The 25,204-nt window shown below is 71.5% G+C and carries 26 protein-coding genes; 23 read left to right on the top strand and 3 right to left on the bottom strand.

Annotation, left to right across the window (positions count from 1 at the left end; all coding sequences use genetic code 11):
• Window positions 1-129 precede the first annotated feature (129 nt).
• The 7 genes from ACLQ2S_RS22980 (at window position 130) to ACLQ2S_RS22950 (ending at window position 6,218) form a co-directional block, all read left to right on the top strand.
• Window positions 130-1,032: a sulfotransferase domain-containing protein gene (locus tag ACLQ2S_RS22980; protein WP_309223237.1), complete on the top strand. Its 903-nt coding sequence runs from the start codon at window positions 130-132 to the stop codon at window positions 1,030-1,032.
• Complete coding sequence (locus ACLQ2S_RS22975) at window positions 1,029-2,279, top strand: hypothetical protein (protein WP_309223238.1); 1,251 nt, start codon at window positions 1,029-1,031, stop codon at window positions 2,277-2,279. Before ACLQ2S_RS22980 ends, ACLQ2S_RS22975 begins: the two co-directional genes overlap by 4 nt.
• A 32-nt stretch (window positions 2,280-2,311) precedes the next feature.
• Window positions 2,312-2,794 carry a UDP-N-acetylglucosamine--LPS N-acetylglucosamine transferase gene (locus tag ACLQ2S_RS22970; RefSeq protein WP_425702755.1) on the top strand — a complete coding sequence of 161 codons (483 nt, stop codon included), beginning with the start codon at window positions 2,312-2,314 and terminating at the stop codon, window positions 2,792-2,794.
• Window positions 2,795-2,859: 65 nt separating this feature from the next.
• Window positions 2,860-3,477, top strand: coding sequence for a glycosyltransferase (locus ACLQ2S_RS22965; RefSeq protein WP_425702761.1), 618 nt, complete (start codon window positions 2,860-2,862; stop codon window positions 3,475-3,477).
• Window positions 3,426-4,394 carry a glycosyltransferase family 2 protein gene (locus tag ACLQ2S_RS22960; RefSeq protein WP_155217977.1) on the top strand — a complete coding sequence of 323 codons (969 nt, stop codon included), beginning with the start codon at window positions 3,426-3,428 and terminating at the stop codon, window positions 4,392-4,394. Before ACLQ2S_RS22965 ends, ACLQ2S_RS22960 begins: the two co-directional genes overlap by 52 nt.
• A 133-nt stretch (window positions 4,395-4,527) precedes the next feature.
• The gene (gene aroC, locus ACLQ2S_RS22955) at window positions 4,528-5,706 is read left to right on the top strand and encodes a chorismate synthase (RefSeq protein ID WP_425702753.1); all 1,179 of its coding nucleotides are present in this window, start codon (window positions 4,528-4,530) and stop codon (window positions 5,704-5,706) included.
• The gene (locus ACLQ2S_RS22950; protein WP_155217981.1) at window positions 5,703-6,218 is read left to right on the top strand and encodes a shikimate kinase; all 516 of its coding nucleotides are present in this window, start codon (window positions 5,703-5,705) and stop codon (window positions 6,216-6,218) included. The genes aroC and ACLQ2S_RS22950 overlap by 4 nt, the downstream gene beginning before the upstream one ends.
• A 14-nt stretch (window positions 6,219-6,232) precedes the next feature.
• Here the strand turns inward: ACLQ2S_RS22950 and ACLQ2S_RS22945 are convergent, their stop codons facing one another.
• On the bottom strand, window positions 6,233-7,057 hold the full coding sequence (locus ACLQ2S_RS22945) for a cytochrome c oxidase assembly protein (RefSeq protein ID WP_425702750.1): 825 nt from the start codon (window positions 7,055-7,057) through the stop codon (window positions 6,233-6,235).
• Complete coding sequence (locus ACLQ2S_RS22940) at window positions 7,054-7,596, bottom strand: DUF2243 domain-containing protein (RefSeq protein ID WP_155217983.1); 543 nt, start codon at window positions 7,594-7,596, stop codon at window positions 7,054-7,056. Before ACLQ2S_RS22940 ends, ACLQ2S_RS22945 begins: the two co-directional genes overlap by 4 nt.
• 132 nt (window positions 7,597-7,728) lie before the next feature.
• Here ACLQ2S_RS22940 and aroB point away from each other — a divergent pair, with 132 nt between their 5' ends.
• From aroB to nusB, 4 genes are all read left to right on the top strand, one after another.
• Window positions 7,729-8,805: a 3-dehydroquinate synthase gene (aroB, locus tag ACLQ2S_RS22935; RefSeq protein ID WP_155217985.1), complete on the top strand. Its 1,077-nt coding sequence runs from the start codon at window positions 7,729-7,731 to the stop codon at window positions 8,803-8,805.
• Window positions 8,802-9,248: a type II 3-dehydroquinate dehydratase gene (aroQ, locus tag ACLQ2S_RS22930; protein WP_309223243.1), complete on the top strand. Its 447-nt coding sequence runs from the start codon at window positions 8,802-8,804 to the stop codon at window positions 9,246-9,248. The genes aroB and aroQ overlap by 4 nt, the downstream gene beginning before the upstream one ends.
• A gap of 489 nt (window positions 9,249-9,737) precedes the next feature.
• Window positions 9,738-10,295: an elongation factor P gene (gene efp, locus ACLQ2S_RS22925; protein ID WP_155217987.1), complete on the top strand. Its 558-nt coding sequence runs from the start codon at window positions 9,738-9,740 to the stop codon at window positions 10,293-10,295.
• Between the two features lie 23 nt (window positions 10,296-10,318).
• Window positions 10,319-10,729, top strand: a complete 411-nt coding sequence (nusB, locus tag ACLQ2S_RS22920) for a transcription antitermination factor NusB (protein ID WP_196222524.1) — start codon at window positions 10,319-10,321, stop codon at window positions 10,727-10,729.
• A 72-nt stretch (window positions 10,730-10,801) separates the two neighbouring features.
• On the opposite strand, the gene ACLQ2S_RS22915 is transcribed toward nusB, so the two are convergent.
• Window positions 10,802-11,290 carry a transcriptional regulator BldD gene (locus ACLQ2S_RS22915; protein WP_007458348.1) on the bottom strand — a complete coding sequence of 163 codons (489 nt, stop codon included), beginning with the start codon at window positions 11,288-11,290 and terminating at the stop codon, window positions 10,802-10,804.
• A 313-nt stretch (window positions 11,291-11,603) separates the two neighbouring features.
• Here ACLQ2S_RS22915 and pyrR point away from each other — a divergent pair, with 313 nt between their 5' ends.
• The 12 genes from pyrR to coaBC all read left to right on the top strand — a co-directional run bounded on the left by pyrR (window position 11,604) and on the right by coaBC (window position 25,153).
• On the top strand, window positions 11,604-12,191 hold the full coding sequence (pyrR, locus tag ACLQ2S_RS22910) for a bifunctional pyr operon transcriptional regulator/uracil phosphoribosyltransferase PyrR (protein ID WP_309223244.1): 588 nt from the start codon (window positions 11,604-11,606) through the stop codon (window positions 12,189-12,191).
• Between the two features lie 55 nt (window positions 12,192-12,246).
• Complete coding sequence (locus tag ACLQ2S_RS22905) at window positions 12,247-13,173, top strand: aspartate carbamoyltransferase catalytic subunit (RefSeq protein ID WP_155217990.1); 927 nt, start codon at window positions 12,247-12,249, stop codon at window positions 13,171-13,173.
• The gene (locus tag ACLQ2S_RS22900; RefSeq protein ID WP_309223245.1) at window positions 13,170-14,447 is read left to right on the top strand and encodes a dihydroorotase; all 1,278 of its coding nucleotides are present in this window, start codon (window positions 13,170-13,172) and stop codon (window positions 14,445-14,447) included. The genes ACLQ2S_RS22905 and ACLQ2S_RS22900 overlap by 4 nt, the downstream gene beginning before the upstream one ends.
• 55 nt (window positions 14,448-14,502) lie before the next feature.
• On the top strand, window positions 14,503-15,663 hold the full coding sequence (carA, locus tag ACLQ2S_RS22895) for a glutamine-hydrolyzing carbamoyl-phosphate synthase small subunit (protein ID WP_425702748.1): 1,161 nt from the start codon (window positions 14,503-14,505) through the stop codon (window positions 15,661-15,663).
• Window positions 15,656-19,036, top strand: a complete 3,381-nt coding sequence (gene carB / locus ACLQ2S_RS22890; RefSeq protein ID WP_425702746.1) for a carbamoyl-phosphate synthase large subunit — start codon at window positions 15,656-15,658, stop codon at window positions 19,034-19,036. Before carA ends, carB begins: the two co-directional genes overlap by 8 nt.
• 100 nt (window positions 19,037-19,136) lie before the next feature.
• Window positions 19,137-20,177 (top strand): quinone-dependent dihydroorotate dehydrogenase, encoded by a 1,041-nt coding sequence (locus tag ACLQ2S_RS22885; RefSeq protein WP_309223247.1) that lies wholly within the window; start codon window positions 19,137-19,139, stop codon window positions 20,175-20,177.
• 115 nt (window positions 20,178-20,292) lie between these two features.
• Window positions 20,293-21,567, top strand: coding sequence for an adenosylmethionine--8-amino-7-oxononanoate transaminase (locus ACLQ2S_RS22880; RefSeq protein ID WP_155217994.1), 1,275 nt, complete (start codon window positions 20,293-20,295; stop codon window positions 21,565-21,567).
• Between the two features lie 158 nt (window positions 21,568-21,725).
• Window positions 21,726-22,562 (top strand): orotidine-5'-phosphate decarboxylase, encoded by an 837-nt coding sequence (gene pyrF, locus ACLQ2S_RS22875; protein ID WP_155217996.1) that lies wholly within the window; start codon window positions 21,726-21,728, stop codon window positions 22,560-22,562.
• Between the two features lie 171 nt (window positions 22,563-22,733).
• Window positions 22,734-23,051, top strand: a complete 318-nt coding sequence (mihF, locus tag ACLQ2S_RS22870; protein WP_117229171.1) for an integration host factor, actinobacterial type — start codon at window positions 22,734-22,736, stop codon at window positions 23,049-23,051.
• A gap of 25 nt (window positions 23,052-23,076) precedes the next feature.
• Complete coding sequence (locus tag ACLQ2S_RS22865; RefSeq protein WP_309223248.1) at window positions 23,077-23,610, top strand: guanylate kinase; 534 nt, start codon at window positions 23,077-23,079, stop codon at window positions 23,608-23,610.
• A gap of 54 nt (window positions 23,611-23,664) precedes the next feature.
• Window positions 23,665-23,928: a DNA-directed RNA polymerase subunit omega gene (gene rpoZ, locus ACLQ2S_RS22860; RefSeq protein WP_007075826.1), complete on the top strand. Its 264-nt coding sequence runs from the start codon at window positions 23,665-23,667 to the stop codon at window positions 23,926-23,928.
• Between the two features lie 13 nt (window positions 23,929-23,941).
• Entirely contained in the window at window positions 23,942-25,153 is a 1,212-nt protein-coding gene (gene coaBC, locus ACLQ2S_RS22855) for a bifunctional phosphopantothenoylcysteine decarboxylase/phosphopantothenate--cysteine ligase CoaBC (RefSeq protein WP_155218001.1), read from the top strand.
• The last annotated feature ends 51 nt before the right edge of the window (window positions 25,154-25,204 follow it).

Here is a 25,204-nt window from a genome sequence, read left to right as displayed (position 1 = left end):
CGGCTTGGGGGTGGGGTGTTTGGTCGGGGCCGGGGGGGGGGGGCCCCAGCGGTTTCCCTTGGTGGCTGTGGGGGGGGGGGCGGCCGGGGGGCCCCCCGCCACGGACGTCGAAGGGCAGGTGAGTTCGTCGTGTCGTCCATTCGGGACCGGGTGAAGCAGTTGGTGCCGACCCAGGTGACGAACCGGGTACGGGAAAGCCTCGTCGACTACGGGGTACGCACCAGTGATCGCCGACCGTTGCCGGACTTCCTCATCATCGGCACCAAACGCGGCGGCACCACCTCGCTGTGGAACTACCTGATCCAGCATCCGCTGGTGCCCCGGCTCTTTCCGGCCTGGAACACGAAGGCCTCGCACTACTTCGAGGAGCACTGGAAGCGCGGCGAGGCGTGGTACCGCTCGCACTTCCCGACCGTGCGCCAGCGGGAGGCGCTGGAGAACCGCCACGGCGGCCCGGTCCGCGTCGGTGAGGCCGCCCCGCTGTACATGTTCCACCCGCTGGCCGCCGAACGGGTGTCCGCGTTGATGCCCTCGGTGCGGCTGATCGTGCTGCTGCGCGACCCGGTGGAGCGGGCCTACTCGCACTGGAAGGAGCGGCGGACCAACGGCGTGGAGCCGCTCGACTTCGCCGCCGCGCTGGCCGCCGAGGAGGAGCGTACGGCGGGGGAGCGGGAGCGGCTGATCGCCGAACCGGAGTACTTCAGCGAGCCCTACGACTGGTACACCTACCGGGCCCGGGGCCGGTACCTGGAGCACCTGGAGCCGTGGTTGGAGCGTTTCGACCGCGACCAGATCCTCTTCCTGCCGAGCGAGGAACTCTACCGCGACGCGCGGGCGACCTACCGGCGCACCCTGGACTTCCTCGGCCTGCCGCCGTTCGACCTGCCCGACTTCAAGGTCTACAACGACCGTCGGTCCGCGCCGCTGGAGCCGACGCTGCGCGCCGAGCTGACCGAGTACTACCGCCCGCACAACGAGGCGCTGCGGCAGCGGCTGGGGCTGCGGCTCGACTGGCCGGACCAGGTCGCGTGACCGCCTCGGCCACGACCGCGCACGACCCCCGGTGCCGCGACGACGGGCTGGGCTGGGTCACCCGGGCGGTCTTCGCCGACTCCCGGGTCGCGGTGGTCGTGGACGGCGACCCGCCGCCCGGGCACACCGTCACCGCCCGGTACGCGATCGTGCCGTCGGTGTCCCGGGCACGTTTCCTGCTGCCGATGGGCTCACCCCGGGTCGCCGCGGCGGCCCTGCTGTCGTACAACGCCCTGCGGCCGGCGAAGCTGCGCGCGGCCCGGGCGGTGCTCGGCATGGCGGCTCGGGTCGGCGCGGTCGACCGGGCCCCGTTTCCCGTGCTGACCGTGGCGGTGCCCGCCGGGGTCGACCCGGCGGAGGTGCTGCTCGCCGAGCGGGTCGGTGCCGAACTCGGTGTGCCGGTGCACGCGGCCTGTGGGGTGCGGCCACCGGACCCGAACCACAAGCCGACGCTGCAACTGTTCGACAGCCGGGGAGAGCCGCGCGGGTACGCGAAGATCGGCTGGAACGCCGCGACGCGGGCGCTGGTCACCGCCGAGGCGGCGGCGCTGCGGGAGGTGGCCGGGCTGGCCGGGACGGCCGGACACCCCGGCACCACCCGACTGCTCACCGAGTTCAGCTGGGGCGGGCAGGCGGTGGCGGTGGTCGAGCCGCTGCCCGCGCGCATCCGTGGCGTACCGGTCGACACCGAGCCCGATCTCGCCGCGCTGCTCGCGGTGGCCCGCCGGGGCCGCCCGGCGGCAGCGGCCCGGCCGCTGGCCGGCTCGCCGTTCCTGGCCCGGCTGACCGACGAGGCGCGGCGGGCCGCCACCGACGTCGGTGACCGGGCGTCGGCCGCCGTCGCCGACCTGGCCCGTCGGCACGCGAACGTCACCGTCGAGTTCGGCCACTGGCACGGCGACTGGGTGCCGTGGAACCTCGGCCGGCACGGCGGCGACCTCATCGCCTGGGACTGGGAACACAGCGGACCGGACGTACCGGTCGGCTTCGACCTGGCCCACGACGCGTTCCAGCGCGCGTTGGTGCTGCGCGGCGAACCGGCCGCCGAGGCGGCGCGACAGGTCGACACCTGGCTGCTGCGGCACGGCGACGCGCTGGGGCTGGACCGGGCCCGGCAGCGACTGGTGGCCGACGCGTACCTGCTGGAGATGTGGCTGCGGACCTGGCGGCTGGCGAACGCCGGTGCCGGCTGGAACCCGGCGCTGCATCCCGCCCTGCTGGACACCATCCAGGCACGACACACCTGACCGAGACGTCAAACGGACTTGTGGGGAGTCACGTGGACAACACCATCAAGGGAGCCGACGAGCAGCCGGTGCTGCTGCTGGTCGGATCGAGCGGCGGGCACCTGGCGCAGTTGCTCGCCCTGCGGCCCTGGTACGAGACCTGGCGACGATGCTGGGTCACCTTCGACACTCCGGAGGCGCTGTCGCTGCTGGCCGGGGAGGACGTCGTCCCGGCGTACCATCCCACCACCCGGCACCTGGGCAATCTGCTGCGCAACGCGTGGTTGGCCGCCCGGGTGCTGCGGCGGCGACGGGTCGCCGCGGTGGTCACCACCGGCGCGGGCGTGGCGGTGCCGTTCGTCGTGCTCGCCTGGCTGCGCCGCATCCCGACCGTCTACATCGAGGTCTACGACCGGATCGACACCCCGACGCTGACCGCCCGGCTGTGCCGTCCGTTCCTGTCGGCGATGCTCGTGCAGTGGGAGGAACAGCGTCGGCAGTATCCGGAGGCGACGGTCGTGGGGGCGCTGCTGTGAGCGGCGACGGGCACGGGGCGACGCCGGTGCGACCCCGCCCGGCCCCCGACGAGCCGGTGGTACGCGTGCCGGAGCCCCGCGAGCCGCGCCCCGACGGTTGGCCCCGCGTGCTGGTGGCCGTCGGCACCGACAAGCATCCGTTCGACCGGCTGGTCGACTGGTTACGCCAGTGGCACGGTGAGGTCGCCGGCACCGTCGTGCTGACCGTGCAGCACGGGCACACCCGGGCCGACGACCTGTCCGGCGCGGTGCCGTTCCTCGGCCACGCCGAGTTGCAGACCGCGATGGCCCAGGCCGACCTGGTGGTCTGCCACGGTGGGCCGGCCACCATCCTGGAGGCCCGTCGGCACGGGCACCTGCCGATCGTGGTGCCCCGCGACCCGACTCATGGTGAGCACGTCGACGACCACCAACTGCTGTTCGCCCGCCGGCTCGGTGCCGCCGGTCTGGTGGCGCTCTGCGAATCCCGGCAGGAGCTGCTGGACTCGCTGGCCACCGGGCTGGCGGACCCGTCCCGCTTCACCATCGAGGTGGACGCGGATGCGGCCGACGGACGTCGGGCCGCGGTGCGGCGGGTCGGAGTGATCGTCGAGGACCTGGTGGCCGCCGCCGCGCAGCGGCGCCACCGACCCTGGTGGCGGCCGTGGCGCGGACCCGGCCCGGACGGAAGGCGGAAGTCGTGACCTCGTACCCGAGCGTGAGCGCCGTGGTGCCCACCCGCAACCGGCCGGAGCTGCTGCGGGCCGCGGTGCGGGCCATCGTCGCGCAGGACTACCCGGCGCCGGTCGAGGTGGTGGTGGTCTACGACCAGTCCGAACCGGACCTGTCGCTGACCGAGCTGTCCGCCCCGGACCGGCCGGTGCGGGTGGTCACCAACGCCCGCACCCCCGGCCTGGCCGGTGCCCGCAACACCGGCACCCTGGCGGCCACCGGCGAGCTGATCGCCTTCTGCGACGACGACGACGAGTGGCTGCCCGGCAAGCTGCGTGCCCAGGCCGAGGCGCTGTCCCGGGTACCCGGTGCCGAGTTCGTCAGCTGCGGCATCCGGGTCAGCTACGACGGGAACACCGTCGAGCGGGTGCTGGACCGCGACTCGATCAGCCTGCCCGAGCTGCTGCGCGACCGGATGACCGAGCTGCACCCGTCGACCTTCCTCATCCGGGCGGCGGCGCTGCGCGACGGGTTCGGTCTGGTCGACGAGGAGATCCCGGGCAGTTACGCCGAGGACTACGAGTTCCTGCTCCGGGCGGCCCGCAGCGCGCCGTTGGTCAACCTGCGCAGCCCGTACGTGGTGGTGCGGTGGCACAAGCGGTCGTACTTCGCCCAGCGGTGGGACACCATCTCCGAGGCGTTGCAGTGGCTTCTGGAACGCTATCCCGAGTTCGCCAGCCAGCCCGCCGGACAGGCCCGGGTCACCGGCCAGATCGCCTTCGCCCGCGCGGCGTCGGGAGACTCCCGGGGCGCGATGCGCTGGGCCCGACAGACCATCCGGCACAACCCACGCGAGCCCCGGGCCTACCTGGCCCTGGCGGTCGCCGGGCGGGTCGTCCGCGCCGACACGGTGCTGCGTACCCTGCACCGGCGCGGCAAGGGCATCTGACCGTCCGCCGCCTGCCCGCCCGCGCTCACGGACGCCCGTGCGCCCGTGGGCGGTCCCGCCCTGACGCGTCCGTAGGGCGGGACACGGCGGGCGGCGCGGCGCGGCGGACACCGGGCGTGACAGACTCATGGCCGTGTTGCGCTGGTTGACCGCAGGGGAATCACACGGGCCCGCTCTCGTCGCGTTGCTGGAGGGGGTGCCCGCCGGTGTCGAGCTGACCTCCACCGAGATCGCCGGGGAGCTGGCCCGCCGTCGGCTCGGCTACGGGCGGGGTGCCCGGATGGCGTTCGAGCAGGACGAAATCGAGATCATCGGTGGCCTGCGGCACGGGGTGACCGTGGGCAGCCCGGTCGCCGTCCGGGTCGGCAACTCCGAGTGGCCCAAGTGGCGCACCGTGATGGCCGCCGACCCGGTCGATCCCGACGAGTTGGCCCAGCAGGCCCGCAACGCGCCGCTGACGCGCCCCCGGCCCGGCCACGCCGACCTGGCCGGCATGCAGAAGTACGGCCACACCGACGCCCGGCCGATCCTGGAACGGGCCAGCGCGCGGGAGACCGCCGCCCGGGTCGCGGTCGGCACGGTGGCCAAGGCACTGCTGCGGCAGGCCCTCGACATCGAGATCGTCTCGCATGTGGTGGAGCTCGGCCCGGTCGCCGTCAAGCCGGGTCTGCGGCCCCGGCCGGAGGACGCCGAGCGCATCGACGCCGACCCGCTGCGCTGCCTCGACCCGGAGGCCAGCGCCCGGATGGTCGCCGAGGTCGACGCCGCGAAGAAGGCCGCCGACACCCTCGGAGGCGTGGTCGAGGTGCTGGCGTACGGCGTACCCCCGGGCCTGGGCAGCCACGTCCAGTGGGACCGCAAGCTCGACGCCCGGCTGGCCACCGCGCTGATGTCGATCCAGGCGATCAAGGGAGTGGAGATCGGCGACGGCTGGCAGCAGGCGCGGTCCCGGGGCTCCGAGGCGCACGACGAGATCATTCCCACCGCCACCGGGGTCCGCCGGGTCACCGACCGGGCCGGTGGCCTGGAGGGCGGCATCACCACCGGTGAGCCGCTGCGGGTGAAGGCGGCGATGAAGCCGATCTCCTCGTTGAACCGCGCGCTGGCCACGGTGGACATCACCACCGGCGAGCCCGCCACCGCCATCAACCAGCGATCCGACGTCTGCGCGGTGCCGGCCGCCGCCGTGGTCGCCGAGGCGATGGTGGCGCTGGTGCTGGCCGAGGCAGCGGTGGAGAAGTTCGGCGGCGACTCGGTCGCCGAGATGCGCCGCAACCTGACCGGCTACCTGAACGCGCTGGTGATCCGATGACCGGTACCGTCCGGCCGGTCTGTGTGCTGGTCGGCGCGCCGGGTTCGGGCAAGACCACCGTCGGGCAGCAGTTGGCGGAAGCGCTCGGCGTCGAGTTCCGGGACACCGACGCCGACATCGAACGGGTCGCGGGCAAGCCGATCCCGGAGATCTTCGTCGACGAGGGGGAGGCGCATTTCCGTACCCTCGAACGGGCGGCGGTGGCGGCGGCGCTGGTCTCCTGCACCGGGGTGCTCGCCCTCGGCGGCGGCGCGGTGCTGGCCGAGGAGAACCGGGCGGCGCTGGTCGGTCACCGGGTGGTGCACCTCGACGTCGGGTTGGCCGACGCGGTGAAGCGGGTCGACCTCGGCATCGGTCGACCACTGTTGGCGATCAACCCCCGGGCCACCCTCAAACATCTGATGGAGCAGCGCCGGCCGCTGTACACCGAGGTCGCCACCATCACGGTGGCCACCGACGGGCGCACCCCCGAGGAGATCGTCGCCGAACTCGTCACCCTGCTGAAGTCGTAAGGAAGGGCACCTTATTAACGCCTGCGGTAGAGGAGGGGGCCCTTCCTAACATCCGGCCCGAGTGTGGGCGTGCGGCGGTGGCGCGGTCGGGGTTGCCAGGTCGCCAGCAGGGCGAGAGCGAGCAGGATCTCGGCGAGATCCCCGCCGTAATACATCACCGTCGCGCCCGCCCGTAGCTGCTCCGGCGGTGCGGGCACGTCGACCAGCAGGCCCGCGTACAGCAGTTGGGCGAGGCTGGCGTGTGCGATCACCGCCGCACCGAGCACCGTCAGCCGGACCGGCACCCGGGCCCGGTGCGGATAGGGTTCCGGACCGGCGATCGACCAGGTGAACAGCAGCCCGCTGAGCAGAAAGTGCACGTTGACCAGGTCGTGCAGCACCGCACTGTCGAGGGTGGCCCGGTACAGCGGGGTGAGGTAGAGCAGCCACAGCCCACCGGCGGTGAGCGCCAGCCCGGTGATCGGGTGGAGCAGGGGTCGCAGCGCCCGACGGTTCGCCACCCGCAGCGCCGCCCGTCCGGCCCGCCGGTCGACGCAGCGCAGGGCCAGGACGCCGGGGGCGCCCAGCACCAGCCCGAGCGGAGCCAGCATGCCGAGCAGGAGATGCTGCCACATGTGCCCGGCGAAGTCGTCCGCCCGCATCAGCAGGGCGGTGGCGAGCAGGGCGCATCCGGCGGCGAAGGCCGTCGTACGCCAGTGGCTCCAGCCCGCCCTGTCGGGGGCGCGTTGCCGCAGTGCGGCGGCCGAATAGAGCCACCCGGCCAACAGCGGTAACAGCAGTGCCGGGCCGACGGTGGTGGCGTGCTCGGTGCCGTGCGCCGAGACCAGGACCGGACTCACCGGCGGCTTCGGTCCGGCTCCGGGTGGTCGGCGCAGACGTCCACCGTGGCTGCGCGCCGCTGCACCAGCCAGCCGGCGGCGACCAGCACGACACCCAGGGCGAGGAAACCGAGATCCCACCAGAGCTGGTGTGGACCACTGCGGACGTGATGGATGGCCAGGATGTGGTGGTCGACGATGCCTTCGACGAGGTTGAACAGGCCCCAGCCGATCAGGGCCCAGCCCCACAGCATCGGCGAGCGCCACAGCCGCCCCCGGGAGCGGGTGACCCGGGCGTAGAGCATCGCCAGACCGGTCAGCACCGCCACCCAGGTGACCACGTGGAAAATGCCGTCCCACAGCGTGTTCATCTGCAGACCGGCGACGGTGTCGACCGGGTATTCGCGGACGCCGATGTTGTCGTCCCCGGTGCTGCTGAGCAGATGGTGCCACTGGAGTACCTGGTGCAGCAGGATGCCGTCGACGAAGCCGCCGAGCCCGACACCGAGGATGGTGGCGGGCAGCCGGATGTCGGCGCCGTCGATCGTCCGCCTGTTCATGGGCGAGTCTCCCGTCGCGGGGCTTTGCGTTGCCGGTGCCCGATGCCCGATGCGTTAAACCTCCGTTCCAACCCTCGGGCACCCGGCGGCGGAGCGGGTCACCGCGGCGGCCGGTGGGCTAGGCTCCCGGCGATGGACGAGGTGACCCGGATCCCGGTCGGCGGCGAACGGCCGTACGACGTGTTGGTCGGGCGCGATCTGCTCGACGCGCTGCCCGGCCTGCTGCCCGATGCCACTCGCGTGGCGGTGCTGCACGCGCCGCCGCTGAAGGGGCAGGCCGAGGAGGTCGGTGCCGTGCTGGCGGCGGCCGGCATGACGCCCCTGCCGATCGAGGTACCCGACGCCGAGGCCGGAAAGCACGTCGATGTGGCGGCGCAGTGCTGGGACCGGCTCGGCGAGGCGGGGTTCACCCGTACCGACGCGGTGGTCGGCCTCGGCGGCGGCGCGGTCACCGACCTGGCCGGTTTCGTGGCGGCCTGCTGGCTGCGCGGGGTGCGGTGGGTGCCGGTGGCCACCTCGTTGCTCGGCATGGTCGACGCCGCGGTGGGCGGGAAGACCGGGATCAACACCGCCGCCGGCAAGAACCTGGTCGGTGCCTTCCACCCGCCGGCCGGTGTGCTGGCCGACCTCGCCTCCCTGGACAGCCTCCCGCCCGCGGACCTGGCAGCCGGGCTGGCCGAGGTGGTCAAGTGCGGGTTCATCGCCGATCCGGTCATCCTCGACCTGATCGAGGGGGACGCGGCCGCCGCGACCGATCCAGCCGGGTCGGTCACCCGGGAGCTGATCGAGCGGGCCATCCGGGTCAAGGCCGACGTGGTCGCGGGGGATCTGCGTGAGTCGGGCGTACGGGAGGTGCTCAACTACGGGCACACCCTCGCCCACGGGATCGAGAAGGTCGAGGGTTACCGCTGGCGGCACGGCCACGCGGTGTCCGTCGGCCTGGTGTACGCCGCCGAGCTGGCCCGCCTCGCCGGCCGGCTGGACCCGGCCACCGCGTCCCGGCATCGCGCCGTGTTGACGGCACTCGACCTGCCGACGGAGTACGACGCCGAGGCGTGGCCGCGCCTGCTGGCCACGATGCGGGTCGACAAGAAGACGCGGGGCAGCCGACTGCGCTTCGTGGTGCTCGACGGGATCGCCCGGCCGGCGATGCTGGAAGGCCCCGACGACGACCTGTTGCACGCGGCCTACGCGGCGGTGGCCCGGTGACCAGGAAGGTCCAGGTGCTCAACGGGCCGAATCTGGGCCGGTTGGGCAGTCGCCAGGTCGACGTCTACGGCGTGACCAGCTACGCCGACCTGGTGCGGCTGTGTGAGACGACCGGCCGGGAACTGGGCCTGGACGTCGTCGTGCGGCAGACCGACGCCGAGCACGAGCTGCTCGGCTGGCTGCACGCCGCCGCCGACGAGGGCGCCGCCGTGGTGCTCAACCCGGCGGCCTGGTCGCACTACTCGATCGCGGTACGCGACGCGTGTGCCATGCTGCGCGGCCCGCTGGTGGAGGTGCACATCTCCAACATCCACGCCCGCGAGGAGTTCCGTCACCACTCGGTCGTCTCCGCGGTGGCGACCGGCGTGATCTGCGGTCTCGGCGTGGACGGCTACCGTCTCGCCCTGCACTACCTGGCCAACCTCCCCGACCGGAACACCTGAGGTTCCGATCACCGTACGCCCGGCTTCCGCACCGCCACTACGCTCGGTGCTGCCCGCGCCCGGGTAGGTGCGAAGCAAGCCCTTCCAGCTACCCTCAGTGATGTCCCGGTTCCCCGCCCATCACCCCTTTCCACGCTTTGCTCTGCTTCAACCAACGCACTAGCGGCTGACCAGCGGCGTTGTGGCGCGGCAGTGCGGTGATCTGCGGCGAAATCGCCACGGAAAGTGACTGTTGCGTCGGTTGAAGCAGAGCAAAGGGCGCGGAGGTGTGGTGGGGGGCGGGGGAGAGGCGTCACTGACAGTGCGCGGTTTGCCCTCGCGGATCGGCACCCGGGGTGCGGCGCGCGGGCCCTCGCCGGATGGTCATGCCGAGGCGACGGGGCACGTCGAGCCGGGCCCGGGCCGGTGGCGACCGGCGGCGGTCGGCGGGTCGTGAGACTGCTAGTAGACTTGGCAGGTCTGTCCGCCAATTGATGATCAAGGCAGGAAATGGCCACCACCAACGACCTGAAGAACGGCATGGTACTCAACCTCGACGGGGAGCTCTGGTCCGTCGTTGAGTTCCAGCACGTCAAGCCCGGTAAGGGTGGTGCGTTCGTGCGTACCACGCTGAAGAACGTGCTCTCCGGCAAGGTGGTCGACAAGACCTTCAACGCGGGCACCAAGGTGGAGACGGCGACCGTCGACAAGCGCACCATGCAGTATCTCTACGCCGACGGCGAGGACTACGTCTTCATGGACATGGAGACGTACGACCAGATCACGGTGCTGGGCGGGACGGTCGGCGAGGCGGCCAACTACCTGCTGCCCGAGGCCGAGGCGATCGTGGCCACCCACGAGGGTGTGCCGCTCTACATCGAGCTGCCGACCTCCGTTGTGCTGGAGGTCACCTACACCGAGCCGGGTCTGCAGGGCGACCGCTCGACCGGCGGCAACAAGCCGGCGACGGTGGAGACGGGCGCGACCGTCCAGGTCCCGCTCTTCGTGACCACCGGCGAGAAGATCAAGGTCGACACCCGCGACGGCCGTTACCTCGGCCGCGCCTGATGTCCGAGGGTCCGAAGCAGCAGATGCCGGCGCGCCGCAAGGCGCGCAAGCGGGCGTTGGACGTGCTCTTCGAGGCCGACCTGCGTGATCGCCCACCGGTCGAGGTGCTGGCGGGCTACGTTGAGCGGATCGAGAAGCCGCGTCCCGAACACCTGGGGTACGCGGTCGGTCTGGTCGAGGGGGTGGCCGGGCACCTGGACCGGATCGATGAGCTGATCTCCAGCTACGCCGAGGGCTGGACGTTGGACCGGATGCCGGTGGTCGACCGCAACCTGGCCCGGATCGCGGTCTACGAGCTGCTGTATCTCGACGAGATCGACGACGCGGTGGCGATCAGCGAGGCGGTGGAGTTGGCCCGGCAGATGTCGACCGACGACTCGCCCCGCTTCCTCAACGGTCTGCTCGGCAGGATCGCCGAGTACGCCACCCGCTGAGGCGTACGCCACCTGCGGTGACGTGACGAAGGGCCCGTGCCGGACGGCACGGGCCCTTTCGTCGGTTCGTACTCAGGAGGCGAAGAACGCCCGGGGATCGGCGACCAGCACGCCGTGCTCGGTCAGCCGCTCGATCAGGCCGGACGGCGAGGCGTCGTAGACGATGGCGAGGGCGCGCAGGTCGTCGGCGCGGATGGACAGCACCCGGCCGTTGTAGTCACCGCGCTGCTGCTGGATGGCGCGTGCGTAGCGGGCCACGTAGGCGAGATCCTCGCTGGCCTCGTCGTAGAGGCGCTCCAGGTCCAGAACGATCTTGCTGGTGGGTTCGTGCCGCACCCCACTGCCGTCGGGCAGCAACTCCGAGACCGGTACGCGGTAGAACTCGGCCAGCTCGGCCAGTCGGGACACCGTGACGGCCCGGTCGCCGCGCTCGTACGAGCCGACGACTACCGCCTTCCAACGCCCGTTCGACTTCTCCTCCACTCCCTGCAGGGACAGACCCTGCTGCTGGCGGATGGAGCGCAGGCGGGCGCCCAGAGACTTGGCGTATTCAGAGGGCATTCGGACACTCCAGTGCTGCTCGGGTTCTCCCAGCGATCGCTACGGAGCGTGACGGTACGGGGATTCGTACACGTGGTCAAGTGGTCGTGACCTTCCCGTTGAACACCCCGGGTGAGTTGTCCCGTTTCGCCAGACTGATTCGCCAGTCAGTAAATGCCGACCGGTCACGCCGTCGTGCCTGGTGCCCGCGCGTAGCGGCGGCGACGACCACTGGTAACGTTGCCGACGCCCCTCCGCCGGCCCGGTCCAGCCGGCCGGGAGGATCCGACGTCCTTTAACGACCCGTCCCGTGAGGCGGGGAAGGAGGTCCGCCGTGGCCTACCCAACGGCTGCCCAGTCGCCACCGCCGCGACAACCCTCGGTGAAGGTGATTTTGACCAGCGCCGACGTGCAACGCGTCGTCGACCGCATCGCTCACCAGATCCTCGAGAAGACCCAGGGCGCGGCCGACACCGTGTTGCTCGGCGTCCCCACCCGGGGCGCCCCCCTGGCCGGTCGCCTCGCCGCCCGGATCAGCGCCTTCGAGGGCATCTCCGTGCCGGTCGGCGTGCTCGACATCACCCTCTACCGCGACGACCTGCGCCGGCACGCCACCCGGGCGGTCGGCCCCACCCAGCTCCCGCCCGGTGGCATCGACGGCATGCGGGTGATCCTCGTCGACGACGTCCTCTTCTCTGGCCGGACCGTCCGGGCCGCCCTCGACGCGCTCGGTGACCTGGGACGTCCCGCCATGGTGCAGCTTGCCGTGCTGGTGGACCGGGGGCACCGACAGCTACCCATCCGGGCCGACTACGTCGGCAAGAACATCCCGACCGCGCTGGCCGAGAACGTCAAGGTGACGCTGGCCGAGACCGACGGCGTGGACGAGGTCCGGCTCTACGGCGAGGAGCCCGCCCGGTGAGCGCGAGGAGTGGGGCGCGGCTTTGCCCCGCGGTCGCCGACGAAAGGCAGGCATCATGATCAGGCATCTGCTCTCCGGCGCCGACCTTGACGCCGACACCGCCACCCAGATCCTGGACACCGCCGCCGAGATGGCCGCCGTGGCCGGACGTGAGGTCAAGAAGCTGCCGGCGCTGCGCGGCCGGACCGTGGTCAACCTCTTCTACGAGGATTCGACCCGTACCCGGATCTCGTTCGAGGCGGCCGCCAAGCGACTCAGCGCCGATGTGATCAACTTTTCGGCGAAGGGTTCCAGCGTCGCCAAGGGCGAGAGCCTGAAGGACACCGCGTTGACCCTGCAGGCGATGGGCGCCGACGCGGTGGTGGTCCGCCATCCCGCCTCGGGCGCCCCGCACCGCCTCGCCGACTGGGTCGACGGTTCGGTGGTCAACGCGGGCGACGGCACCCACGAGCATCCCACCCAGGCGCTGCTCGACGCGTACACGATGCGGTCCCGGCTGGGACGGCTGGCCGGACTGTCGGTGGCCGTGGTCGGTGACGTGCTGCACTCCCGGGTGGCCCGCTCCAACGTGCTGCTGCTGTCCACCCTCGGCGCCAAGGTGACGCTGGTCGGGCCGCCGACGCTCATCCCGGTCGACATCGCCGCCGCCCTCGCGCCCGGCACCGACGTCTGCTACGACCTCGACGCGGTGCTGCCGTCGTCGGACGTGGTGATGATGCTGCGGGTGCAGCGGGAGCGGATGAACGACTCCTACTTCCCGTCCGCCCGCGAGTACGCCCGCCGCTACGGCCTGGACGGTCCCCGGATGAATCGGCTGCCGGAGCACGCCATCGTCATGCACCCCGGCCCGATGAACCGGGGCATGGAGATCACACCGGAGGTCGCGGACTCGTCCCGCTCCACCATCGTCGAACAGGTCGCCAACGGTGTCTCCGTCCGGATGGCCGTCCTCTACCTGCTGCTCGGGGGGAACAACCGGTGAACTCGTACCTGCTCAAGAACGTCAGCGTCCTCGGCGCCGCACCGACCGACCTGCTGATCCGCGACGGCGTCGTCGCGGAGACCGGCACCGGGCTGTCCGCGCCGGACGCCACGGTGGTCGACGCCGCCGGGCTGGTCGCCCTGCCCGGCCTGGTCGACCTGCACACCCATCTGCGTGAGCCCGGCCGGGAGGACGCCGAGACGGTGGAGACCGGTTCCCGCTCGGCGGCGCTCGGCGGTTACACCGCGGTCTGCGCGATGGCGAACACCTCGCCGGTGGCCGACACCGCCGGGGTGGTGGAGCAGGTGTGGCGGCTCGGCCGCGAGGCCGGGCTGGTCGACGTGCAACCCATCGGCGCGGTCACCGTCGGCCTGGCCGGCGAACGCCTGGCCGAACTCGGCGCGATGGCCGACTCGGCGGCCCGGGTGCGGATCTTCTCCGACGACGGGCACTGCGTCGCCGACCCCCGGCTGATGCGCCGGGCGCTGGAGTACGTGAAGGCCTTCGACGGGATCATCGCCCAGCACGCGGAGGAGCCCCGGCTCACCGAGGGGGCCCAGATGCACGAAGGTGAGGTCTCCACCCGGCTGGGCCTCACCGGGTGGCCGGCGGTGGCCGAGGAGGCGATCATCGCGCGGGACGTGCTGCTGGCCGAGCACGTCGGCAGCCGACTGCACGTCTGTCACGTCTCCACCGCCGGCAGCGTCGAGGTGCTGCGCCACGCCAAGGCCCGGGGGGTACGCGTCACCGCCGAGGTGACCCCGCACCACCTGCTGCTCACCGACGCGCGGGCCGAGACCTACGACCCGGTCTTCAAGGTCAACCCGCCGCTGCGTACCGCCACCGACATCGCCGCGCTGCGGGCCGCGCTGGTCGACGGGGTGATCGACATCATCGCCACCGACCACGCCCCACACGCGGTGGAGGACAAGGAGTGCGAGTGGGCGTACGCCCGGCCGGGCATGCTCGGGCTGGAGACGGCGCTGTCCATCGCGCTCGACGTGCTGGGGCCGGAGTGGGACCTGATCGCCGACCGGATGTCGCGTACGCCGGCCCGGATCGCCGGACTGACCGAACACGGCCACGACCCGGCCCCCGGAGCGCCGGCCAACCTGACCCTGGTCGACCCGGCGGCCCGCCGGGTGATCGAACCTGCGGAGCTGGCCAGCCGTAGCCGCAACACACCGTACGCCCGGATGACGCTGCCGGGTCGCATCGTGGCGACCTTCCTGCGTGGCGAGGCGACGGTTCTGGACGGAAAGGCTGTCCGGTGAGCGCGAGGAACGCAGCGAAGCGGAGTACCGCAGCCGCGAACGAAAGGCGGGCACAGTGAAGCGCAGGTCGGCGATCCTGGTCCTTGAGGACGGGCGCACCTTCCACGGCGAGGCGTACGGCAGCGTCGGGGAGACCTTCGGCGAGGCGGTCTTCAACACCGGGATGACCGGTTACCAGGAGACCCTCACCGACCCGTCGTACCACCGCCAGGTGGTGGTGCAGACCGCCCCGCACATCGGCAACACCGGCGTCAACAACGACGACGACGAGTCGCGTCGGATCTGGGTGGCGGGTTACGTGGTGCGTGATCCGGCCCGGGTCAGCTCCAACTGGCGGGCCACCGGCGGACTGGAGGACCGGCTGGCCACCGAGGGAGTAGTCGGCATCAGCGGCGTGGACACCCGGGCACTGACCCGCCACCTGCGTGAACGCGGCGCGATGCGGGTGGGTGTCTCCAGTGTCGAGGACGACCCCCGGGCCCTGCTCGAACGGGTCCGCCAGTCGCCGCAGATGGTCGGCGCGAACCTCTCCGACGAGGTGACCACCCCGACTCCGTACGTGGTCGACGCCGAGGGCGAGCACCGGTTCACGGTGGCCGCGCTGGACCTGGGCATCAAGCGCAACGTGCCGCGTCGGCTCGCCGCGCGGGGCGTCACCACCCACGTGCTGCCGGCCGGTTCGACCATCGAGGATCTGCTGGCCACCGGTGCTGACGCGGTCTTCTTCTCGCCGGGCCCCGGCGATCCGGCGACCGCCGACAACGCGGTCGCGTTGGCCCGGGAGGTGCTGCGCCGCGAGATGCCGCTGTTCGGCATCTGCTTCGGCAGCCAGATCCTCGGCCGGGCGCTCGGCTTCGGCACCTACAAGCTCGGCTACGGCCACCGGGGCATCAACCAGCCGGTCCTGGACCGGGTCACCGGCAAGGTCGAGGTGACCAGCCACAACCACGGCTTCGCGGTGGAGGTGCCCGGAGTGCGACCGGGCGCGGTGGTGCCGAACCAGGTGATCGACACCGAGTTCGGTGGCGTCGAGGTGTCGCACGTCTGCCTCAATGACAACGTGGTCGAGGGGCTGCGGGCGCGTGACGTGCCCGCTTTCACCGTCCAGTACCACCCGGAGGCGGCGGCCGGCCCGCACGACGCGGACTATCTCTTCGACCGCTTCGCCGAGCTGATCGACGGCCGGGCTCTCAGTGGGGGGCGTACCAATGCCTAAGCGGACCGATCTCAAGCACATCCTGGTGATCGGGTCGGGACCGATCGTCATCGGACAGGCCTGCGAGTTCGACTACTCCGGCACCCAGGCGTGCCGGGTGCTGCGGGCCGAGGGGATCAGGGTCAGCCTGGTCAACTCCAACCCGGCGACGATCATGACCGATCCGGAGTTCGCCGACGCCACCTACGTCGAGCCGATCACCCCCGAGTTCGTCGAGCTGGTGATCGCCAAGGAGCGTCCCGACGCGGTGCTGCCCACCCTGGGCGGTCAGACCGCGCTGAACACCGCGGTGGCGTTGCACGATTCCGGGGTGCTGGAGAAGTACGGCGTCGAGCTGATCGGCGCCGACATCGAGGCGATCCGGCGCGGCGAGGACCGGCAGCTGTTCAAGGAGATCGTGGCGAAGGCCGGCGTACGCCTCGGGGTGGCCGACCCGTCGGCGCTGGTGCCACGGTCGCGGGTCTGCCACTCGATGGACGAGGTCCGGGAGACGGTGGCCGAGCTGGGCCTGCCGGTGGTGATCCGGCCGTCGTTCACCATGGGTGGCCTCGGCTCGGGTATGGCGCACACCGACGCCGACCTGGAGCGCATCGCGGGGGCCGGGCTGGCCGCCAGCCCGGTGCACGAGGTGCTCATCGAGGAGAGCGTGCTCGGCTGGAAGGAGTACGAACTCGAACTGATGCGGGACCGCCACGACAACGTGGTGGTGGTCTGCTCGATCGAGAACATCGACCCGATGGGCGTGCACACCGGCGACAGCGTGACCGTGGCGCCGGCCATGACCCTGACCGACCGGGAGTACCAGCACCTGCGCGACCTGGGTATCGCGGTGCTGCGCGAGGTCGGCGTGGACACCGGTGGCTGCAACATCCAGTTCGCGGTGAACCCGGCCGACGGCCGCATCGTCGTCATCGAGATGAACCCCCGGGTCTCCCGCTCCTCGGCGTTGGCCTCGAAGGCGACCGGTTTCCCGATCGCGAAGATCGCCGCCAAGCTGGCCATCGGCTACACCCTCGACGAGATCCCCAACGACATCACCCTCAAGACGCCGGCCGCGTTCGAGCCGACGCTGGACTACGTGGTGGTGAAGATCCCCCGGTTCGCGTTCGAGAAGTTCCCCGGCGCGGACCGGGAGCTGACCACCACGATGAAGTCGGTCGGCGAGGCGATGAGCCTGGGACGTAACTTCACCGAGGCGTTGAACAAGGCGATGCGCTCGATGGAGACCAAGTCAGCGGGTTTCTGGACCCAGCCCGATCCGGCGGGCGCGACGAAGGAGAACACCCTCGCCGCGTTGGGCACGCCGCACGACGGGCGGCTCTACACGGTGGAACGGGCGCTGCGGCTGGGCGCCTCGATCGCCGAGGTCAGCGCCGCCTCCGGCGGTATCGACCCGTGGTTCCTGGACCAGATCGCGGCTCTGGTCGAGTTGCGGGCCGAGATCGTGGCGGCCCCGGTGCTGGACGCGGCGCTGCTGCGCCGGGCCAAGCGGGCCGGCCTGTCCGACGGCCAGCTGGCCGCGCTCCGGCCCGAGCTGGCCGCCGAGGACGGGGTGCGTACGCTGCGGCACCGCCTCGGCATCCGGCCGGTCTACAAGACGGTGGACACCTGCGCCGCCGAGTTCGAGGCCACCACCCCGTACCACTACTCCTCCTACGACGCCGAGACCGAGGTGGCCGGTTCGGCGCGGCCGAAGGTCATGATCCTCGGCTCGGGACCGAACCGGATCGGGCAGGGCATCGAGTTCGACTACTCCTGCGTGCACGCGGTCATGGCGCTGCGGAACGCGCCGTCCGGGTCGGCCGCCGACGCCGAGCGGGCCGGCTACGAGACCGTCATGGTCAACTGCAACCCGGAGACGGTCTCCACCGACTACGACACCGCCGACCGGCTCTACTTCGAGCCGCTGACCTTCGAGGACGTGCTGGAGGTCTGGCACGCGGAGGACTCCTCCGGCCGGGCGGCCGGCGGGCCGGGCGTGGTCGGTGTGATCGTGCAGTTGGGCGGTCAGACCCCGCTCGGGTTGGCCCAACGGCTCAAGGACGCCGGTGTGCCGGTGGTGGGTACCTCCCCGGAGTCGATCCACCTGGCCGAGGAGCGGGGCGCCTTCGGGTCGCTGCTGGCCCGGGCCGGTCTGCGCGCTCCGGCGCACGGCACCGCCACCTCGTACGAGGAGGCGAAGCAGATCGCCGACGACATCGGTTACCCGGTGCTGGTCCGACCGTCGTACGTGCTGGGTGGGCGCGGCATGGAGATCGTCTACGACGACGCCACGCTGCATGACTACATCGGCCGCGCCACCGACATCTCGCCGCACCATCCGGTGCTCGTCGACCGGTTCCTCGACGACGCCATCGAGATCGACGTGGACGCGCTCTGTGACGCCGACGGCGAGGTCTACCTCGGCGGGATCATGGAGCACATCGAGGAGGCGGGTATCCACTCCGGCGACTCCTCCTGCGCGCTGCCCTCGATCACCCTGGCCAGTTCGCACGTCGCCCAGGTGCGGCGGTACACCGAGGCGATCGCCCGGGGCATCGGGGTACGCGGACTGCTCAACGTCCAGTACGCGTTGAAGGACGACGCGCTGTACGTGCTGGAGGCCAACCCGCGCGCCTCGCGTACCGTGCCGTTCGTCTCCAAGGCCACGGCGGTGCCGCTGGCGAAGGCGGCGGCCCGGATCGCCCTGGGCGCGACCCTGGCGGAGCTGCGCGCCGAGGGCATGTTGCCGGCGACCGGGGACGGCGGCTCGCTGCCGCCGCACGCCCCGATCGCGGTGAAGGAGGCGGTGCTGCCGTTCAAGCGGTTCCGCACGCCGGCCGGTAAGGGAGTGGACTCACTGCTCGGCCCGGAGATGAAGTCGACCGGCGAGGTGATGGGGATCGACACCGGCTTCGGGCACGCCTTCGCCAAGTCGCAGTCGGCGGCGTACGGCTCACTGCCGACCGAGGGCAAGATCTTCGTCTCGGTGGCCAACCGGGACAAGCGCGGCATGATCTTCCCGATCAAGCGGCTCGCCGACCTCGGCTTCGACATCGTCGCGACCAGCGGTACCGCCGAGGTGCTCCGCCGTCACGGCATCGCCTGCGAGCAGGTCCCGAAGCACTACGAGGCCGGCGCCGAGGACGACGCGGTGTCGCTGATCCTCGGTGGTCATGTCGCCCTGGTGGTGAACACGCCGCAGGGTTCGGGTGCCAGCGCCCGCTCGGACGGTTACGAGATCCGCAGCGCGGCGGTCACCGCCGACATCCCGTGCATCACCACCGTTCCCGGCGCTGCCGCCGCCGTCATGGGCATCGAGGCACGCATCCGTGGTGACATGCAGGTACGCCCCCTGCAAGACCTGCACGCACTCCTGCGGCCCGCCCAGTGACCCCCCAGGCTCTCGTCGATCAAGAAGTTCTGGTCCTCCGGAGGCGCTCGGTGGGACGAAAACTTCTTGATCGACGCGCGGCGGTGCGGGGAGGGACGGCGTGATCTTCGAGAGGACGGTGCGGCGGGGGCTGTTCCGGGTCGGTGGCGGTGACGCCGAGGCGGCGCACGAGTTCACCCTGCGGCGGCTGGCGGAGCTGTCCCGGATGCCGGTCGCACTGGCGGCGCTGCGCGCCCGGTACGCCGTGTCGGCCCCGCGCACGGTGTTCGGGGTGCGGTTCCCGAACCCGGTCGGACTGGCCGCAGGCATGGACAAGGACGGGGTGGCGCTGCCGGCCTGGCCGGCGTTGGGCTTCGGGTTCGTCGAGGTCGGCACGGTGACCGCGCGCCCGCAGCCGGGCAATCCCCGGCCCCGGCTGTTCCGGCTGGCCGACAGCGAAGCCGTGATCAACAGGATGGGCTTCAACAACGCCGGGGCGCAGGCGTTGGCGAACCGGCTGGCGGCGTTGCCGAGACCGCTCGGCGTACCCCTGGGAATCTCGCTGGGCAAGTCGAAGGTGACGGCCCTGGAGGACGCGGTGGCGGACTACCGCGAGTCGTACCACGCGTTGCGTGAGCACGGTGACTACTTTGCGGTCAACGTCTCCTCACCGAACACCCCCGGACTGCGCGCGTTGCAGGACCGGGAGCACCTGGACGCGCTGCTGGCGGCGTTGGTGGGGGAGAAGCCGGTGCTGGTGAAGATCGCCCCCGATCTCACCGAGCCGGCCATCGCCGAGTTGCTGGAGGTGTGCCTGGCCCGGGGCGCCGCCGGGGTGATCGCCACGAACACGACCCTCGCCCGGGACGGGTTGGCCCCGGCCGACCGGGCACGCGCGGCCGAGGCGGGCGGACTGTCCGGTCGGCCGCTGGCCGATCGGGCGCGGCAGGTGGTCTCCTTCGTCCACACCGAGACGGGCGGGCGGCTGCCGGTCATCGGCGTGGGCGGCATCGTCGATCCCGACGACGCGACCCGGATGTTCGACGCCGGTGCCAGCCTGGTGCAGCTCTACACCGGGTTCATCTACCGGGGCCCGGCGCTGCCCCGTGCCGTCGCCCGTGCGGCGGCGGGTGCGGCACGCCCGACGACGACCGGAGCCTGACGACCACGACCCACCCGACTCACCACCCGCTTCGGCTCTGCTTCACCGGACGCACGGGTTCGACACCGAGACCGTCGCCTGGGTTGAAGCAGAGCCTCGGGCGCAAGGAGGACCGATGACCCCGGAGGAGGTTCTCGCCGCCGACGCGGCGCACGTCTGGCATCCGTACGCGGCGTTGCCGCCCGCGGTGGCGCCCTACCTGGTGGAGAGCGCCGAGGGGGTACGGCTGCGGCTGGCCGACGGCCGGGAGTTGGTCGACGGGATGTCCTCCTGGTGGGCGGCGATCCACGGTTACCGGCATCCGGTGCTGGACGCGGCGGTGACCGGGCAGCTGGGGCGGATGAGCCACGTCATGTTCGGTGGCCTCACCCACGCCCCGGCCGTGGAGCTGGCCCGCACCCTGGTCGAGATCACCCCCGACGGCCTGGAGCACGTGTTCCTGGCCGACTCGGGGTCGGTCAGCGTCGAGGTCGCGGTGAAGATGGCCCTGCAGTACCAGCGGGGCGTCGGTCGGCCGCAGCGGCACCGGTTGGGCACCTGGCGGGGCGGATACCACGGTGACACCTTCCATCCGATGAGCGTGTGCGACCCCGAGGGCGGGATGCACCACCTCTGGACGGACGTGTTGCCGCGACAGGTCTTCGCCCCGGCGCCGCCCGGCGGCTTCGACGATCCGCCGGACCCGGCGTACGAGGCGGCACTGACCGACGCGGTCGAGCGGCACGCCCACGAACTGGCCGCGGTGATCGTGGAGCCGGTGGTGCAGGGGGCCGGCGGGATGCGTTTCCACCACCCCCACTACCTGCGGGTGCTGCGCGAGGTGACCCGCGCGCACGGCGTGCTGCTGATCTTCGACGAGATCGCGACGGGATTCGGCCGCACCGGGACGATGTTCGCCGCCGAGCACGCCGGGGTGACCCCGGACGTGCTCTGTGTCGGCAAGGCGCTCACCGGGGGCTACCTCACCCTGGCGGCGGCTCTCTGCACGCCGGAGGTCGCGTGGGGCATCCAGGCCGGCGGCGTCCTCGCGCACGGTCCGACGTTCATGGGTAACCCACTGGCCTGCGCGGTCGCCAACGCGTCGCTGAGCCTGCTGCGGGCCGGTGACTGGGCCGGGGAGGTGGCCCGGCTCGAACGCGGTCTGCGGTCCGGACTGGAGCCGCTGCGCGGTGCGTCGGGGGTGGCGGACGTGCGGGTGCTCGGCGGCATCGGGGTGGTCCAACTGGACCACGAGGTGGACCTCGGTGCGGCCACGGCGGCGGCGGTGGCGCGGGGGGTGTGGCTGCGCCCGTTCCGGGATCTGGTCTACACGATGCCGCCGTACGTCATCACGGACGCCGACTTGGCACTCGTGGTGTCGGGTATCGCGGCAGCGGTCGCGGCGGGCTGAGTAGGCGAATGTCGACGCCCGGACCGATTTGAGTAGGCGTGGTCGGCAGGCGTCGCTAAATGGAGTAGCTCGGCAACCAGCCTGACTGCGGATGGTGAGTAGGCGGCGGACGGTGGAAGCCGGAAACCGTCGGAGGACGAGAGGAAGGCGACTGCCTTATGGAGAGCTTCGGCGCCCGACTGCACCGGGCCGTGGCGGACCGTGGTCCGCTGTGCGTGGGTATCGACCCGCATCCGGAACTGCTGGCCCGGTGGGGTCTCGACGACGATGTGAGGGGTCTGGACCGCTTCGCCGGTACGGTCGTCGACGCCCTCGGTGACCGGGTTGCGGTGGTGAAGCCGCAGTCGGCGTTCTTCGAGCGATTCGGTTCTCAAGGGGTGGCGGTCCTTGAGTCAACTATCCGACAGTTGCGAAATCTCGGCTCGATCGTTCTGCTCGACGTCAAGCGCGGCGACATCGGTTCGACGGTTCGCGCGTACGCGTCGGCATACCTTGATCCATTCAGTCCCATGTATGTCGATGCGCTGACGGCGAGCCCTTTCCTGGGGGTCGGATCGCTGGCACCCATGTTCGAATTGGCCGCCGAGCACGGCGGTGGCGTGTTCGTCCTGGCGCGCACCTCCAACCCCGAGGGCGCGGCGGTGCAGCAGGCTCGGGCCGCCGACGGACGCACCGTCGCGCAGACGGTTCTCGATGAGATTTCGCAGCTCAACGCGGGTGCGGAGCCGCTCGGAAGCATCGGTGCGGTGGTCGGGGCGACGGTCGGCGAGACGGGCTGCGACCTGTCGCGGGTGAACGGACCGCTGCTCGCACCGGGGCTCGGAGCGCAGGGCGCGTCGGCGGCGGATCTGCGGACCGTCTTCGGTTCCGCGCTGCCCGCAGTGCTGCCCGCGTACTCCCGCGAGGTGCTGGGCGCGGGGCCCGATTCGGAGGCGTTGCGGGCCGCCGCGGACCGGCTTTTGGCCGAGTGTCGAGGGGTTCTGGAGATGTCGTGACTGACTGATGGGTCGGTCACTCTGAGGTGATCATCGCGCGCCCACGTTGCCGAAAGCTCCGTTGACCGCTAGTTTTCCCCGCGCTGGGAACCCCTTGGTTCACAGCGACACCACGTTTCACAGATGCGGCGGCGCGTCCCGCCCGTCGCGATAGGGACCTGAGGAGAACTGGTGCCGCTCCCGTCACTGACCCCCGAGCAGCGCGCAGCCGCGCTGGAGAAGGCTGCGGAGATCCGCAAAGCCCGTGCCGAGCTGAAGGAGCAGCTCAAGCAGGGCAAGACCACCCTCGGAGCCGTTCTTGCGCGGGCCGAGTCCGACGATGTCGTCGGCAAGCTCAAGGTTTCGGCCGTGCTGCAGGCCATGCCGGGCATCGGCAAGATCCGGGCTACTCAGATCATGGAGAAGCTCAAGATCGCCGATAGCCGTCGGCTGCGTGGCCTCGGCGAGCAGCAGCGCAAGGCGCTGCTCGGGGAGTTCGCCGCCAACTGAGCGCGACTGCGTGTAGAAACAAGCAGTGAGCTTGGATGACGAGGCGCGCCCGGCGGCTCGGCTCACTGTCCTGGCCGGCCCATCCGGCGCCGGCAGGGAGAGTGTCGTCGAGCTGCTCCGGGCGCGTTCTCCGTCAGTGTGGACGCCGATCACGGTCACCACCCGGCCTCGCCGGGGCAGCGAACTGGACGGCGTCCACCGGCACTTCGTGACGGCGGAGGAGTTCGACCGCCGGCTCGCCGCAGGCGAACTGCTGGAGTGGAGCCGGTTCGGCGCGTACCGGCGCGGCACGGAGATCGCCCCCCTGCGCCGCCGGCTCGCCGCCGGGCAGCCGGTGTTGCTCTCGCTGGACCTCGACGGCGCGCTGCTGGTGCGAGCCGGATGGCCGCGAGCCCGACTGGTCCTGCTCCATCCCCCCGGCCGAGCGCCCGGTCCGCCCGTCGTGGCAGCGTTCGACCTCAGTGTGTCGCACGACCGGATCGAGCGGGTCGTGGACGAACTGGTAGGATTCATCGGTTCTTCATTCCTGGCTCCGGCCCGGCCGCGTCCGCGCGGTTGAGCGCCGGCGCCGCGCTCACGCGCGGTCCGTGCGACAGACGCAGAGGTTTTATCCGTGGGATCCATCGCCAACCCCGAAGGCATCACCAACCCGCCGATCGACGAGCTCCTGGAGAAGACGACGTCGAAGTACGCGCTGGTCATCTTCGCGGCCAAGCGCGCCCGCCAGGTCAACGCCTACTACAGCCAGCTCGGTGAGGGCCTGCTGGAGTACGTCGGCCCGCTGGTCGAGACCACTCCCCAGGAGAAGCCGCTCTCCATCGCGATGCGCGAGATCAACGCGGGCCTGCTCACCGCTGAGCCGACCGACCAGCCGTAACCCCCGCGCGTCGATGAGCGCCCGGGTCGTCCTCGGCGTCGGTGGCGGGATCGCCGCCTACAAGGCCTGCGAGTTGCTGCGCCTGTTCACCGAGTCGGGCCACCAGGTGCGGGTGGTGCCGACCGCAGCCGCGTTGCGTTTCGTCGGCGCGCCGACCTGGGCGGCCCTGTCCGGCCAGCCGGTCGCCGAGGACGTCTGGTCCGACGTGCACGAGGTGCCGCACGTGCGACTCGGTCAGCAGGCCGACCTGGTGGTGGTCGCGCCCACCACCGCCGACCTGCTGGCCCGAGCCGCGCACGGCCTCGCTGATGATCTACTCAGTAACACGCTGCTGACCGCGCGCTGCCCGGTGCTGCTGGCGCCGGCCATGCACACCGAGATGTGGGAGCACCCGGCGACCGTCGCCAACGTCGCCACGCTGCGGGCCCGAGGGGTACGGGTCATCGAGCCGGCGGTGGGTCGCCTCACCGGCGTCGACACCGGCAAGGGGCGGCTGCCCGAGCCGGCCGAGATCTTCGCCGTCGCCCGCCGCATCCTGGCCCGTGGCGCCGACGCGCCGGCCGACCTGACCGGCCGCCGGGTGGTGGTCACCGCTGGCGGCACCCGGGAACCGCTGGACCCGGTGCGCTTCCTGGGCAACCGCTCCTCCGGCAAGCAGGGCTACGCCTTCGCCCGTGCCGCGCTCGCCCGTGGCGCGCGGGTAACGCTGATCTCGGCCAACGTCTCGCTGCCCGACCCGGCCGGCGCGGACCTGGTCCGCGTGGGCACCACCGGGGAGTTGCGCGAGGCCACGCTCAGCGCGGCGGCGGACGCCGACGTGGTGGTGATGGCGGCGGCTCCGGCCGATTTCCGACCGGCGACGTACGCGCCTGGCAAAATCAAGAAGTCGGACGACGGCACCGCACCCACCATCGAACTCGTGACCAACCCGGACATCGCCGCCGAACTGGGGCAGCGTCGTCGACCGGAGCAGGTGCTGGTGGTGTTCGCCGCCGAGACCGACGACGCCGAGGCCAACGGGCGGGCCAAGCTGGCCCGTAAACGGGCCGACCTCATCGTCATCAACGAGGTCGGGCCGGACAAGGTTTTCGGTGCCGACACCAACGCGGCCACGGTCATCAGCGTGGACGGCTCGGTCACCCGGATCCCCGAGCGGTCCAAGGAGGATCTCGCCGACCGGGTGTGGGACCTGGCGGTCGCCCGGCTGGCCGGAGACTCCTCCTGACGGCTGGACCCGAGACGACCGTCAACGGTGCGGTTGACGGTTGGTGACTAC

It is taken from the genome of Micromonospora sp. DT48, from assembly GCF_049844495.1.
GTDB lineage: Bacteria > Actinomycetota > Actinomycetes > Mycobacteriales > Micromonosporaceae > Micromonospora.
The sequence above is the reverse complement of the archived record's forward strand: the minus strand, read 5'-3'. Positions and strand labels throughout refer to the sequence as shown.